General features: G+C 75.9%; 1 protein-coding gene (only partly in view). It reads left to right on the top strand.

What is annotated here, in order from left to right; all coding sequences use genetic code 11:
• Nucleotides 1-2 precede the first annotated feature (2 nt).
• A protein-coding gene (locus ACGFZ2_RS28190; protein ID WP_393458664.1) for a type I polyketide synthase crosses the window boundary here: on the top strand, nt 3-14,750 show its 5' end (the start). The gene runs 15,102 nt beyond the window's last position; only the first 14,748 of its 29,850 coding nucleotides appear in the window; it begins with the start codon at nt 3-5; its stop codon lies beyond the right edge, outside the window.

Genomic DNA, 14,750 nt, shown 5'->3' with positions numbered 1-14,750 from the left:
TGATGTCTACGTCCGCAGACAAGGTCGTCGAGGCGCTTCGCGCGTCGCTCAAGGAGACGGGCCGCCTCCGTCAGCTCAACCAGCAGCTGACCGCTGCCGCCCGGGAGCCGATCGCGATCGTCGCGATGTCCTGCCGCTACCCGGGCGGCGTCGCCAGCCCGGAGCAGCTCTGGGACCTGGTGGCCGCCGGCGGCGACGCGATCGGCGGCTTCCCGACGGACCGGGGCTGGGACCTGGACAACCTGTACGACCCGGACGCCGACCGGGCCGGCCGGTCCACCACCCGCGAGGGCGGCTTCCTCTACGACGCGGCCGACTTCGACGCCGAGTTCTTCGGCATCTCGCCCCGGGAGGCCGTGGCGATGGACCCCCAGCAGCGGCTGCTGCTGGAGACGTCGTGGGAGGCGTTCGAGCACGCCGGCATCGCGCCGGCGTCCATGCGCGGACAGAAGGTCGGCGTCTTTGTCGGGACCGCCGCCAACGGCTACGGGATGGGCCCGCAGAGCGAGGCCGAGGGCACCGACGAGGGCTACCTGCTGACGGGCACCGCCACCAGCGTCGTCTCGGGGCGGATCGCGTACGCCCTCGGCCTGGAGGGACCGGCGGTCACGGTCGACACCGCCTGCTCGTCGTCGCTGGTCGCGCTGCACCTGGCGTGCCAGGCCCTGCGGCAGGGCGACTTCGACCTCGCCCTGGCCGGCGGCGTGTGCGTCATGGCCACCCCCAGCCCGTTCGTCGGCTTCTCCCGGCAGCGGGGGCTCGCCCCCGACGGTCGGTGCAAGTCGTTCGCCGCCGCCGCCGACGGCACCGGCTGGTCCGAAGGCGTCGGCATCCTGCTGGTGGAGCGGTTGTCGGACGCGCAGCGCAAGGGACACCCCGTCCTCGCCGTGATCCGGGGCAGCGCGGTCAACCAGGACGGCGCGTCCAACGGCCTCACCGCCCCGAACGGGCCGGCGCAGCAGCGGGTCATCCGGCAGGCCCTCGCCAACGCCCGCCTGAGCACCGCCGACGTGGACGCCGTCGAGGCGCACGGCACCGGCACCGTCCTCGGCGACCCGATCGAGGCGCAGGCCCTGCTGGCCACGTACGGGCAGGATCGTCCCGCCGATCGGCCGCTGCTGCTCGGCTCGATCAAGTCGAACATCGGTCACAGTCAGTCCGCTGCGGGCGTGGCCGGCGTGATCAAGATGGTGATGGCGATGCGGCACGGGCTCGTCCCGTCCACCCTGCACGTGGACGAGCCGACGCCCAAGGTGGACTGGTCGGCCGGCGAGGTGTCGCTGGTGACCGAGGCGCGGCCGTGGCCGGTGACCGACCGTCCCCGGCGGGCGGCGGTGTCGTCGTTCGGCATCTCCGGCACCAACGCCCACACCATCCTGGAGGAGCCGCCCACCCCCGACGCCGACGGTGCGGCCCGCGCCGGCGCCGGCCCGGCGCCCGCCGTCGCCCTGCCGGCGGTGCCCGTCCTGCTGTCCGCCCGGTCGGAGGCCGCGCTGGCCGCGCAGGCCGGACGCTGGGCCCGGTGGCTGGACGCCGACGAGGCCGTCCGCCCGGTCGACGTCGGCTGGTCGTCGGTGGTGTCGCGGTCCGCGCTGGAGCACCGCGCGGTGCTCACCGCCGCCGACCGCGACGACCTGCTGGCCGGGCTGCGCGCCCTCGCCGCCGGGCAGCCGTCCGGCGCGGTGGTCGCCGGGCAGGCGGCCGACCGTGGCCCGCTCGCGGTGCTCTTCTCCGGCCAGGGCGCGCAGCGCGCCGGCATGGGCAGGGAGCTGTACGACGGGTTCCCGGCGTTCGCTGCCACGTTGGACGAGGTGTACGCCCAGCTCGACCCGCTGCTGCCGCGCCCGCTGCGGGAGGTGCTGTTCGCCCCCGAGGGCTCCGCCGAGGCGGAGCTGCTGGACCAGACCGCCTTCACCCAGGCCGGGCTGTTCGCCGTCGAGGTGGCCCTGTTCCGGCTCGTCGAGTCGTACGGTGTGGTGCCGGACTTCGTGGGCGGCCACTCGATCGGTGAGATCGCCGCCGCGCACGTGGCCGGCGTGCTGTCCCTCGGCGACGCGTGCGCGCTGGTCGCGGCGCGGGGTCGGCTGATGCAGGCGCTGCCGGCGGGCGGCGGCATGCTCGCGGTCGCGGCCGACGAGGCCGCGGTCGCCGAGTCGATCGCCGGCCTGACCGACCGGGTCGGGATCGCGGCGGTGAACGGCCCCACCTCGGTCGTGGTGTCCGGCGCCGTCGAGGCCCTCGACGAGGTGGAACGGCTCTGGCGGGAGCGGGGCGCGCGGACACGTCGGTTGCGGGTCAGCCACGCCTTCCACAGCCCGCTGATGGAGCCGATGCTGGCCGGGTTCCGGGCCGTCCTCGACGGGCTCACCTTCGCCGTGCCGACGCTGCCGATCGTGTCGAACGTGACCGGCGCGCTCGCCGACGCCGACGAGATCCGCACTGTCGACTACTGGGTGCGGCACGTCCGCGAGGCCGTCCGCTTCGCCGACGGGGTCGCCGCCCTGCGGGCCGCCGGCGTCGACACGTTCCTGGAGGTCGGCCCGCAGAGCGTGCTGACCGCGATGACCCGCGACGTGCTGGGCCGGCAGGCCCCGGCGGACGCCGACGGGGAGGCCGCGCCGGTCGCGGTGCCCGTCCTGCGCGCCGACCGTGCCGAGGTGAAGGCCCTGCTCGCCGCCCTGGCCGAGCTGCACGTCAACGGCGCGTCCGTCGACTGGCCGGCCGTCTACGCCGACGCCGACGCGAGCCCCGTCGCCCTGCCCACGTACGCGTTCCAGCGGCAGCGCTACTGGCCCGAGCAGATGCCGGTGTCGGCCACCGGCCCGGTCAGCCCCGACGTGGTCGACGTCGAGTTCTGGTCCGCGGTGGAGCGGTCCGACGTGGCCGCCCTGGCGGCGCAGTTCGACGCCGCCGCCCTGGACGTCCTGGCCCCGGCCCTGCCGGTCCTGTCGTCCTGGCGCAAGGCGCGGCTGCGGGACGCGGTCGTCGACGGCTGGTCGTACCGGGTGGTGTGGAAGCGGACCACCGCCCCGACCCCGGCCACCCCGGTGGGCGGCTGGCTGCTGGTCGAGCCGGCCGGCGAGACGCCGGTGACGGAATGGGCCGAGGCGCTCGCGGGCGCGCTGGCCGCCGCGGGCGGCGAGGTGTCCCGGCTGGCGGTGGACCCGCTCACGGAGCGCGACGACGTGACGTCGCGGGTGGCCGAGGCTGTCGGGGACCGGCGGTTCTCCGGCATCGTGTCCCTGCTGGGCCTGCTGGACGCGCCGCACCCCGGCCAGCCGGCGGTGCCGCTCGGCACGGCCGCCACGATGGCGCTGGTGCAGGCCCTGCACGGCGCGGACATCGCGGCGCCGCTGTGGACGGTCACCCGGGGCGCGGTCAGCACCGGCGACGGGGACCCGGTCCGCAGCGTCGCCCAGGGTGGCCTGTGGGGCCTGGCCCGGGTCGCCGGGCTGGAACACCCGCAGCTCTGGGGCGGCCTGGTCGACCTGCCCGACGGGCCCGACCGGGCCGACTGGGACCACCTGGTGGGCGTTCTGACCGGCGGCGGCCACGAGGACCAGGTCGCCGTACGACCCTCCGGTGTGTTCGTGCGGCGACTGGTCCGGGCCACGCCGGCGGCGGTGGGCGCGGTCGAGCGCTGGCAGCCGTCGGGCACGGTGCTGATCACCGGTGGCACCGGGGCGCTCGGCGCCCACGTGGCCCGCTGGGTCGCGGCCAACGGCGCGGACCACGTCGTGCTGACCAGCCGCCGGGGCGACCGCGCCCCGGGGGCGGCGGAGCTGCGCGACGAGCTGACCGGGCTGGGCGCCCGGGTGACCCTGGTCGCCGCCGACATGGCCGACCGCGCCCGGGTCGAGGCGTTGCTGCGCGACATCGACGCGGACCCGGCGCCGCTGACGGCGGTGGTGCACGCCGCCGGGGTGGGCCAACTGACCATGCTGGCGGACACCGACCTGGCCGGGCTGGCCGAGGTGCTGGACGGAAAGATCGCCGGCGCGGTGCACCTGGACGAGTTGCTGGGCGACCGGCCGCTCGACGCGTTCGTGCTGTTCTCCTCCATCGCCGGCATCTGGGGCAGCGGCGGACAGGCCGCGTACGCCGCCGGCAACGCCTTCCTCGACGCCCTCGCCGAGCGGCGCCGGGCCCGCGGACTGGCCGCCACCGCCGTCGCCTGGGGACCCTGGGCCGAGGGCGGGATGGCCAGCGGCGAGGGACAGGAGCTGCTGGCCCGGCGCGGCCTCAGCCCGATGTCCCCGGCCCAGGCCGTGTACGCGCTGCGCAGCGCGGTCGGTCGGTCCGTGCCGTCGGTGACCGTGGCGGACGTCGACTGGTCCCTGTTCACCCCGGCGTTCGCCGCCGCCCGCCCCCGCCCCCTGCTCGACGACATCGCCGAGGCTCGGGACGCCCTGCGCGTGGTCGACGGGGCGCCGGAGGACGCCGCCGGCGGCGGGCTGCGGCAGCACCTGCTGACGTTGCCCCGCGCCGAGCAGGACCGGTACCTGACCGACCTCGTGCGGACGCACACCGCCGCCGTGCTCGGCCACTCCGGCACCGAGCTGGTCAAGGCGAACCGGGCGTTCAAGGAGCTGGGCTTCGACTCGCTGACCGCGGTGGAGCTGCGCAACCGGCTCGGCGCCGCCACCGGGCTCACCCTGCCCACCACGCTGGTCTTCGACTACCCGAACCCGGCCGCCCTCGCCGACCACCTGTCGGCGACGCTGCGCCTGCACGAGGTCGACACCGTCGCCACCTGGGGCCCCGCCGGGCCGGTGGACGACGACCCGATCGTCATCGTCGGCATGAGCTGCCGGTACCCGGGTGGCGTCGCCAGCCCGGACGACCTCTGGGACCTCGTCGCCACCGGGCGCGACGGGATCAGCGGCTTCCCCGAGGACCGCAACTGGGACATGGGCCGGCTGCTGGCCGTCGACGCCGACGGACGACCGGTGTCGCACACCCGCGAGGGCGGCTTCGTCGACGGCGCCACCACGTTCGACCCCGGCTTCTTCGGCATCTCGCCCCGTGAGGCGGTCGCCATGGACCCGCAGCAGCGGCTGCTGCTGGAGGCGTCCTGGGAGGCCATGGAGCAGGCCGGAATCGACCCGGACGAGCTGCGCGGCAGCCGTACCGGCGTCTTCGTCGGCGCCTCCCCGTCGGGGTACGGCACCACCGACACGCCCGCCGAACTGGCGGGATACCAGCTCACCGGCGGCGCGCACAGCGTCATCTCCGGCCGGGTGTCGTACACCTTCGGCCTGGAAGGCCCGGCGGTCACGGTCGACACCGCCTGCTCGTCGTCCCTTGTGGCGGTGCACCTGGCCGCCCAGGCGCTGCGCGGCGGCGAGTGCGACCTGGCGCTGGCCGGCGGCGTCACCGTCATGGTGACCCCGGGCGCGTTCGTCGAGTTCTCCCGCCAGGGCGGCCTCGCCCCGGACGGGCGCTGCAAGTCCTTCGCCGCCGACGCCGACGGCACCGGCTGGTCCGAGGGCGTCGGCGTGCTGCTGGTCCAGCGGCTCTCCGACGCCCGGCGCGAGGGCCGTCAGGTGCTCGCCGTCATCGCCGGCAGCGCCGTGAACCAGGACGGCGCGTCCAACGGCCTCACCGCCCCGAACGGGCCGGCGCAGCAGCGGGTCATCCGGCAGGCCCTCGCCAACGCCCGCCTGAGCACCGCCGACGTGGACGCCGTCGAGGCGCACGGCACCGGCACCGTCCTCGGCGACCCGATCGAGGCGCAGGCCCTGCTGGCCACGTACGGGCAGGACCGTCCCGCCGACCGGCCGCTGCTGCTCGGCTCGATCAAGTCGAACATCGGCCACAGCCAGGCCGCCGCCGGCGTCGCCGGCATGATCAAGATGGTGCAGGCGATGCGGCACGGCCTGCTCCCGTCGACCCTGCACCTCGACGAGCCGACCCCCCACGTGGACTGGTCCGCCGGCGCGGTGTCCCTGCTGACCGAGGCCCGTCCCTGGCCGGCCGTGGACCGGCCGCGCCGGGCCGCCGTGTCGTCGTTCGGCATCAGCGGTACGAATGTCCACCTCATCCTGGAACAGCCGCCCGCCCCGCCTGTCGGGGACGAGCGGGACGCCGGCGGCGAACCGTCCCGGGCGCCGGCGGTGGCGCCGGTGCTGCTCTCGGCCCGCGACGCGGCCGGGCTGTCGGCGCAGGCCGGTCGCTGGGCGGCATGGCTGAGCGGGGACACGACCCTGCGCCCGCTGGACGTGGCGTGGTCGTCGGTGACGTCGCGGTCGGTGTTGGAGCACCGCGCGGTCGTGTCCGGTGCGACCCGGGCCGAACTGCTGGCGGGCCTCGAAGCCGTGGCGGCGGGCGAGCCCTCGGCCGGTGTGGCCTTCGGCCCGGGCGGGCAGCGGGGCCAGCTCGCGCTGCTGTTCTCGGGTCAGGGTGCGCAGCGTGCCGGCATGGGCCGCGAGCTGTCGGCCGAGTACCCCGTTTTCGCGGCGGCGTTGGACGAGGTGTGCGCACAGCTGGATCCGTTGCTGCCGCGTCCGTTGCGGGAGGTGCTGTTCGCCGAGGCGGGCACGGCCGAGGCGGCGTTGCTGGACCAGACGGTGTTCACGCAGGCCGGGTTGTTCGCGGTCGAGGTGGCCCTGTTCCGTCTGGTCGAGTCGTTCGGCGTCGTGCCGGACATGCTCGCCGGTCACTCGATCGGTGAGATCACCGCCGCGCACGTGGCCGGCGTGCTGTCCCTGGCGGACGCCGCCGCGCTGGTCGCGGCGCGGGGTCGGCTGATGCAGGCCCTGCCGGCCGGCGGCGGGATGTTGGCGGTTGCCGCCGACGAGGCGGCCGTGGTCGAGTCGATCGCCGGGCTGACTGACCGCGTGGGCATCGCGGCGGTCAACGGGCCGAGGTCGATCGTGGTGTCCGGGGCCGTCGACGCCCTCGACGAGGTGGAGCAGTTCTGGCGGGGCCGGGGCGCCCGGACCCGTCGGCTCACCGTCAGCCACGCGTTCCACAGTCCGCTGATGGAGCCGATGCTGGCCGAGTTCCGTACGGTCCTGGACGGGCTGACGTTCGCGGCGCCGTTGCTGCCGGTCGTGTCGAACGTGACCGGTGCGCTGGCCGAGGGCGACGAGATCCGCACCCCGGAGTACTGGGTGCGGCACGTCCGCGAGGCCGTCCGGTACGCCGACGGCGTCACCGCGCTGCGCGCCGCCGGGGTGGACACCTTCCTGGAGGTGGGTCCGCAGAGTGTGCTGACCGCGATGGCGGCGGACATCCTGCCCGACGACGACACCGTGCTGGCCGTTGCCGTCCAGCGCAAGGACCGGCCCGAGGCGCACGCCCTGCTGCACGCCCTCGCCGAGCTGCACGTGCACGGCGTGCCGGTGACCTGGCGGCAGTGGTTCGCCGACAGCGGCGCGCGCCGCGTCGACCTGCCCACGTACGCCTTCCACCGCGAGCGGTACTGGCTGCCGCCGGCCGGCCAGTCGGCCGACGTCTCGGGGGCGGGCCTCGGTGTCGCGCGGCACCCGCTGCTCGGCGCGACCGTCTCGGTCGCCGGCGAGGACATGGTGGTGCTGACCGGCCGGCTGTCGGTGACGACCCACCCGTGGCTCGCCGACCACGTCGTGTCCGGTGCCGTGGTGGTGCCCGGCACCGCCCTGGTGGACCTCGTCGTCCGGGCGGGCGACGAGGTCGGCGCGTCCCGCGTCCGTGAGCTGACGGTGCTCGCCCCGCTCGTGCTGCCCGCCACCGGCGGCGGAGTGCGGGTGCAGGTCCGGGTGGGTCCCGTCGACGGGACCGGCAGCCGCTCGGTGACCGTGCACTCGCAGCCCGAGGACGACCCGGAGTCGGGCTGGACCCGGCACACCGACGGCCTCGTCGGCGCCCCGACGGGCGACGAGCCGACCGTGGGCGCGTGGCCGCCGCCAGGAGCGGCCGAGGTGGACGTCACCGGTTGGTACGAGACGGTGGCCGAGCACGGGCTCTCCTACGGGCCCGTCTTCCGGGGGCTGCGCCGGGCGTGGACCGCAGCGGACACGGTGTTCGCCGAGGTCGCCCTCCCCGACGAGGCGGCCGGGGAGCCGGCCGGGTTCGGCGTGCACCCGGCGTTGCTGGACGCCGCCCTGCACCCCGTCGGGCTGCTGCCCGCCGACGAGGCGGGCGGCGGGGCCCGGGTGCCGTTCGCGTTCGAGGGCGTGCAGGTCCACGCGGTCGGGGCGCGGACGCTGCGGGTGCGCCTGACCGCGTCCGGCAACTCCGTGCGGCTGGTCGCCGTCGACGAGACGGGCGCGCCGGTGGTGTCGGTGGACTCGCTGACGCTGCGCGAGATGACCGGGTCGGTGGCGGCTCCGAACGAGGCCCACCGCTCCCTGTTCGAGGTGTCCTGGCAGCCCGAGCAGATCACCGCGCCCGACGGCGGGTACGGCTGGGTCGTCCTCGGCGACCGCCCGGTCGACGGCGCGCCGCAGCTCCCCGCGTACGCCGACGTGGCGACGCTGGCCACGGCCATGACGGACGGGACCGCCGCCACCCCGGCGGCGCTGCTGCTGCCCGTCCCCGCGACGCGGCCCGAGACGGACGTGCCCGACGCGGTGCGGTCGGTGACGGCGGACGTCCTCGGCGCCGTGCAGGCGTGGCTGGCCGCCGACGCCCTGGCAGACTCGCGGCTGGTCGTGGCGACCCGCGGTGCGGTGGCCACCGGCCCCGACGACCGCGTCACCGACGTGGCCGGGGCGGCGGTGTGGGGCCTGCTGCGCTCGGCGCAGTCGGAGCACCCCGGCCAGATCGTGCTGGCCGACCTGGAGCCGGGCGCCGACCTGGACGTCGACGCGCTGACCCTGCTCGCCGGCGCCGCCGACGACCCGGGTGTCGGCGGGCAACTCGCGGTGCGGGCCGGCATTCCGTACCTGCCCCGGCTCGTCCGCGCCGCCGGCGGCGCACCGGCCCCGGCGACCCTCGACCGGGGGACCGTCCTGGTGACCGGGGGCACCGGATCGCTGGGCGCCCTGGTGTCCGAGCACCTCGTCACCGCGTACGGCGTGCGCTCGCTCGTGCTGGTCTCCCGGCAGGGCCCGGCGGCCGCCGGCGCCGACGACCTGGTGGCGCGGCTGACCGCGCTGGGCGCGGCCGTCCGCGTGGTCGCGGCCGACGTCACCGACCGTGCGCGGGTCGGCGAGCTGGTCCGGGCGGTCACCGCCGAGGACCGGCTGGCCGGTGTCGTCCACACCGCCGGTGTCCTGGACGACGGCGTGGTCAGCGGAATCACCGCCGACCGGCTGGCGGACGTGCTGGCGCCGAAGGTCACGGCGGGCTGGTGGCTGCACGAGGCGACCGCCGACCTCGACCTCGACCTGTTCGCGCTGTTCTCCTCCGTCGCCGGGGTGCTCGGCTCTCCCGGCCAGGCCGCGTACGCCGCCGGCAACGCCTTCCTGGACGCCCTCGCCCAGGTGCGGGCGCAGCGCGGGCTGCCCGCGGTCAGCCTCGCGTGGGGCATGTGGGACACCGACGGGATGGCCGCGTCGATCAACGACACCGACCGGGCCCGGGTCAGCCGGTCCGGCCTGGTCCCGATGACCGCCCAGGTCGGTCTCGGGCTGTGGGACGCCGCCCTGGCCCACGGCGGGGCGGCGCTGGTCCCGGCGGTCGTCGACCTGCCCGCCATGCGGGCGCAGACCGCCGCGGGCCGCGTACCCCCGATGCTGCGGGCCCTGGTGGGACCGGCCGCGAAGCGCCGCCGCTCCGGCACCGGAGGCTGGGCCGACCGGCTGGCCGGGCTCGACCCGCAGGAGGCGCGGACGCAGGTCGACCTGCTCGTGCGCGGACTGGTCGCGCAGGTCCTCGGCCACAGCGGCGCCGAGCAGGTGCCGGCGGACCGGGCGTTCCGGGAGCTGGGCTTCGACTCGCTCACCGCGGTGGAGCTGCGCAACCGCATCAACAGCGCGACCGGGCTGCGGCTCACCTCGACGCTCGTCTTCGACTACCCGACCCCCGGCGCTCTCTCCGACCACCTGTACGAGCAGCTGTCCGGCCAGGTCGCCGACCAGCAGCAGGCCGTGCGGGCGACGACCGTCGACGAGCCCATCGCCATCGTGGGCATGGCCTGCCGCTACCCGGGCGGCGTGACGAACCCGCGGCAACTGTGGGACCTGGTCGCCGGCGGGTCCGACGGCATCGGCGAGTTCCCGACCGACCGGGGCTGGGATCTCGACCGGCTCTTCCACCCCGACCCGGACAACCCCGGGACGTCGTACACGCGGCACGGCGGCTTCCTGTACGGGGCGGCCGAGTTCGACCCCGGGTTCTTCGGCATCTCGCCGCGCGAGGCCCTGGCCATGGATCCGCAGCAGCGGCTGCTGCTGGAGACCTCGTGGGAGACGTTCGAGTCGGCGGGCCTGGACCCGCAGCGGCTGCGCGGCAGCCGGACCGGCGTGTTCGCCGGGCTGATGTACCACGACTACGCCTCGGGCGTGCAGGACCTGCCCGAGGGCGTGGGCGGCTACCTCGGCACCGGCACCTCCGGCAGCGTGCTGTCGGGTCGGGTGGCGTACACGTTCGGCCTGGAAGGCCCTGCGGTCACCGTGGACACCGCGTGCTCGTCCAGCCTGGTGGCGTTGCACCTGGCGGTGCAGGCGCTGCGCAGCGGCGAGTGTGACCTGGCCCTGGCCGGCGGCGTGACCGTCATGGCCACCCCCGGCACGTTCATCGAGTTCTCCCGCCAGCGCGGGCTGTCGCAGGACGGCCGGTGCAAGTCGTTCGCCGCCGCCGCCGACGGCACGGGCTGGAGCGAGGGCGTCGGCGTGCTCCTGGTGCAGCGCCTGTCGGACGCGCAGCGGGAGGGCCGGCGCATCCTGGCGGTGGTGCGCGGCAGCGCGGTGAACCAGGACGGCGCGTCGAACGGGCTGACGGCGCCGAACGGCCCGTCGCAGCAGCGGGTGATCCGACAGGCCCTCGCCAACGCCCGCCTGACGCCGGCCGACGTGGACGCCGTCGAGGCGCACGGTACGGGCACCACCCTCGGTGACCCGATCGAGGCGCAGGCGCTGCTGGCCACGTACGGGCAGGACCGGCAGGGCCGGGAGCCGCTGTGGCTCGGGTCGATCAAGTCGAACATCGGCCACACCCAGGCCGCGGCCGGGGCGGCCGGCATCATCAAGATGATCATGGCGATGCGGCACGGCGTGCTGCCCTCGACGTTGCACGTGGACGAGCCGTCCCCACACATCGACTGGAGCGCCGGAGCCGTCTCCCTGCTCACCGAGGCGCGCGACTGGCCGGCGGCGAACCGGCCCCGGCGCGCGGCGATCTCGTCGTTCGGCGTCAGCGGCACCAACGCGCACGTGATCATCGAGCAACCGCCCGCCGAGGCGGAGCCCACCCGGGCCGCCGGCGGGCCGGCCAGCGGCGCCGAACCCGCCGCCGAGCCGGTGCCGGCCCCGGTGCTGCTGTCGGCCCGGTCCGAGGCCGCCGTCGCGGCGCAGGCGGACCGATGGGCCCGCTGGATCGCCGCCGACGAGGACCTGCGCCCCGTCGACGTCGGCTGGTCGTCGGCGGTCAGCCGGGCGATGCTGGAACACCGCGCGGTGGTCACCGCGACGCACCGGGACGAGCTGCTGGCCGGGCTGCGCGCCCTCGCCGCCGGTGAGTCGTCCGGCGCGGTGGTCACCGGCACCGGCGCGGCGCGTACCCAACTGGCCGTGCTCTTCTCCGGCCAGGGCGCGCAGCGCGCCGGCATGGGCCGAGAACTGGCGGCCCGCTTCCCGGTGTTCGCGGCGGCGTTGGGCGAGGTGTGTGCGCAGCTGGATCCGCTGTTGCCGCGTCCGTTGCGGGAGGTGTTGTTCGCCGAGGCGGGCACCCCGGAGGCGGACCTGCTGGACCAGACGGTGTTCACGCAGGCCGGGTTGTTCGCGGTCGAGGTGGCGCTGTTCCGTTTGGTCGAGTCGTTCGGTGTGGTGCCGGACTTCGTGGGCGGCCACTCGATCGGTGAGATCGTGGCGGCGTACGTGGCCGGCGTGTTGTCCCTGGCGGACGCGTGCGCGTTGGTGGCGGCGCGGGGTCGGTTGATGCAGGCGCTTCCGGCCGGCGGCGGGATGCTCGCCGTGGCCGCTGCCGAGGCGGCCGTGGCGGAGTCGATCGCCGGGCTGGGCGACCGGGTGGGCATCGCGGCCGTCAACGGGCCGGCGGCCGTGGTGGTCTCCGGTGACGTCGAGGCACTGGACGAGCTGGAGCAGTTCTGGCAGGGCCGGGGCGTCCGGACCCGCCGGCTCACGGTGAGCCACGCGTTCCACAGCCCGCTGATGGAGCCGATGCTCGACGAGTTCCGCACGGTCCTGGCGGGGCTGACGTTCCGGGCACCGCTGGTGCCGGTCGTGTCGAACCTGACCGGGGCGCTCACCGACCCGCAGGAGATCACCCGCGCCGAATACTGGGTCCGCCACGTCCGGGAAGCCGTCCGGTACGCCGACGGCGTCGCCGCCCTGCGCGCCGCCGGGGTCGACACCTTCCTCGAGATCGGCCCGCAGAGCGTCCTGACCGCGATGAACGCCGACCTGCTCGCCGACGACGCGCTCGCGGTGGCCCTCCAGCGCCGGGACCGTGACGCCCCGCAGGCGCTGCTGGCCGCGCTGGCCGAGCTGCACGTCCACGGCGTGCCGGTGACCTGGCCGCAGTGGTTCACCGACTCCGGCGCCACCCGCGTCGACCTGCCGACGTACGCCTTCCAGCACGAGCGGTACTGGCTCGGCGCGGGTCAGGCGCGTACCGCCGACGTGTCCGGCGCCGGCCTGGGCGTGGCCGGGCACCCGCTGCTCGGCGCGGCGGTCACCGTCGCCGGCGCCGACATGGCCGTGCTGACCGGCCGGCTGTCGCTCGCCACCCACGCCTGGCTGGCCGACCACGCCGTCTCCGGCGTCGTGGTGGTGCCGGGCGCGGCGTTGGTGGAGTTGGCGGTGCGGGCGGGCGACGAGGTGGGCGCGTCGCGGGTGCGGGAGCTGACGATCGCCGCGCCGCTGGTGCTGCCCGATTCCGGCGGCGTGCGGGTGCAGGTGCGCGTCGGCGCGGCCGACGAGGTGGGCACCCGGGTCGTGGCGGTGCACTCCCAGGCCGAGGGCGACCCCGAGGCCGAGTGGGTCCAGCACGCGGAGGGTGTGCTGGAGCCGGCGTCCGTCGACGAGCCGGGCGTGGGGGAGTGGCCCCCCGTCGGCGGCGTCGAGGTGGACCTGGCGGGTTGGTATCCGACGCTGGCGGAGCACGGTCTGGCGTACGGGCCGGTGTTCCAGGGGCTGCGCCGGGTATGGACCGCCGAGGACGATGTGTACGCCGAGGTGGTCCTGCCGGACGAGGCGGCGACGGAGGCCGCCCGGTTCGGGGTGCACCCGGCGCTGCTGGACGCGGCCCTGCACCCGATCGGGCTGCTGCCCAGCACGGAGCAGTCGGGTGGGGCGCGGGTGCCGTTCGCGTTCGAGGGTGTGCAGGTGCACGCCTCGGGTGCGCGCGTGCTGCGGGTCCGCCTGACGCGTGTGGGTACGACGGTGCGGCTGGTCGCGTGTGACGAGTCGGGCGCCGCCGTGGTGTCGGTGGACTCGCTGGCTCTGCGCGAAATGACCGGCGTGGCCGCGACGAACGCGGCGGCCCGCTCGATGTTCGAGGTCACCTGGCAGGCCGAGGAGGTCGCCGCCGCCGAGAACGTCTCCGGATGGGCGCTGGTGGGCTCGCCGGCCCCCGCCGACCTGCCGGCGTTCCCGGACGTCGAGGCGCTCGTCGCGGCGGTCGAGGCCGGTCAGGTGGCCGCGCCGACGGGGCTGGCGCTGCTGGTCCACGCGCCGGCTGCCGCCGTCCCGGACGCGGTGCGCGCGGCGGCGTCGGCCGTGCTGGCGGCCGTGCGGTCGTGGCTGGCGGCCGACGTGCTGGCGGATTCGCGGCTGGTGGTGGTGACCCGGGGCGCGGTTTCGGTCGGTGCCGAGGATCGGGTCACGGATCTGGCGGGTGCGGCGGTGTGGGGTCTGCTGCGGTCGGCGCAGTCGGAGCACCCTGGCCGGATCGTCCTGGCCGACGTGGACGGCGAGTTGCACGCCGGGTTGCTGGGTGTCCTGGCCGGGGTGGCGGACGAGCCGGTGGCGACGGGTGGCCAGGTCGCCGTCCGCTCCGACGCGGTGTTCGTGCCCCGTCTGGTGCGGGCGGGCGTCGGCGCGGCGGCGGGAACGCCGACCCTCGGCGACGGCACGGTGCTGGTGACCGGTGGCACGGGTGCGTTGGGTGCGTTGGTGGCGGAGCATCTGGTCACGTCGTGGGGTGTGCGGTCGCTGGTGCTGGTGTCGCGGCGGGGTCCGGAGGCCGCGGGTGCGGCCGAGTTGTCGGCGCGGTTGACCGGGTTGGGTGCTGCTGCTGTGCGGGTGGTGGCGTGTGATGTGACGGACCGGGATCAGGTGTTCGGGCTGGTCGGTGAGGTGACCGCGGCGGGCCGGTTGGCGGGTGTGGTGCACACGGCTGGTGTGTTGGACGACGGTGTGGTCGAGGGGTTGACCGTCGAGCGGCTGGCTGGGGTGTTGGCGCCGAAGGTGTCGGCGGGTTGGTGGCTGCATGAGGCGACGGCGTCGCTGGGTCTGGATTTGTTCGTGGTGTTCTCGTCGGTGGCGGGGGTGTTGGGTTCGCCGGGTCAGTCGGCGTATGCGGCGGGTAACGCGTTCCTGGACGGGTTGGCGGTGTGGCGGCGGCAGCTCGGGTTGCCGGCGGTGAGCCTGGCGTGGGGCATGTGGGACACGGCGGGCATGGCGGCCTCGATCGACGAGGCG

Origin of the sequence: Micromonospora sp. NPDC048063 (assembly GCF_043202855.1) — a bacterium.
GTDB lineage: Bacteria > Actinomycetota > Actinomycetes > Mycobacteriales > Micromonosporaceae > Micromonospora.
The sequence above is the reverse complement of the archived record's forward strand: the minus strand, read 5'-3'. Positions and strand labels throughout refer to the sequence as shown.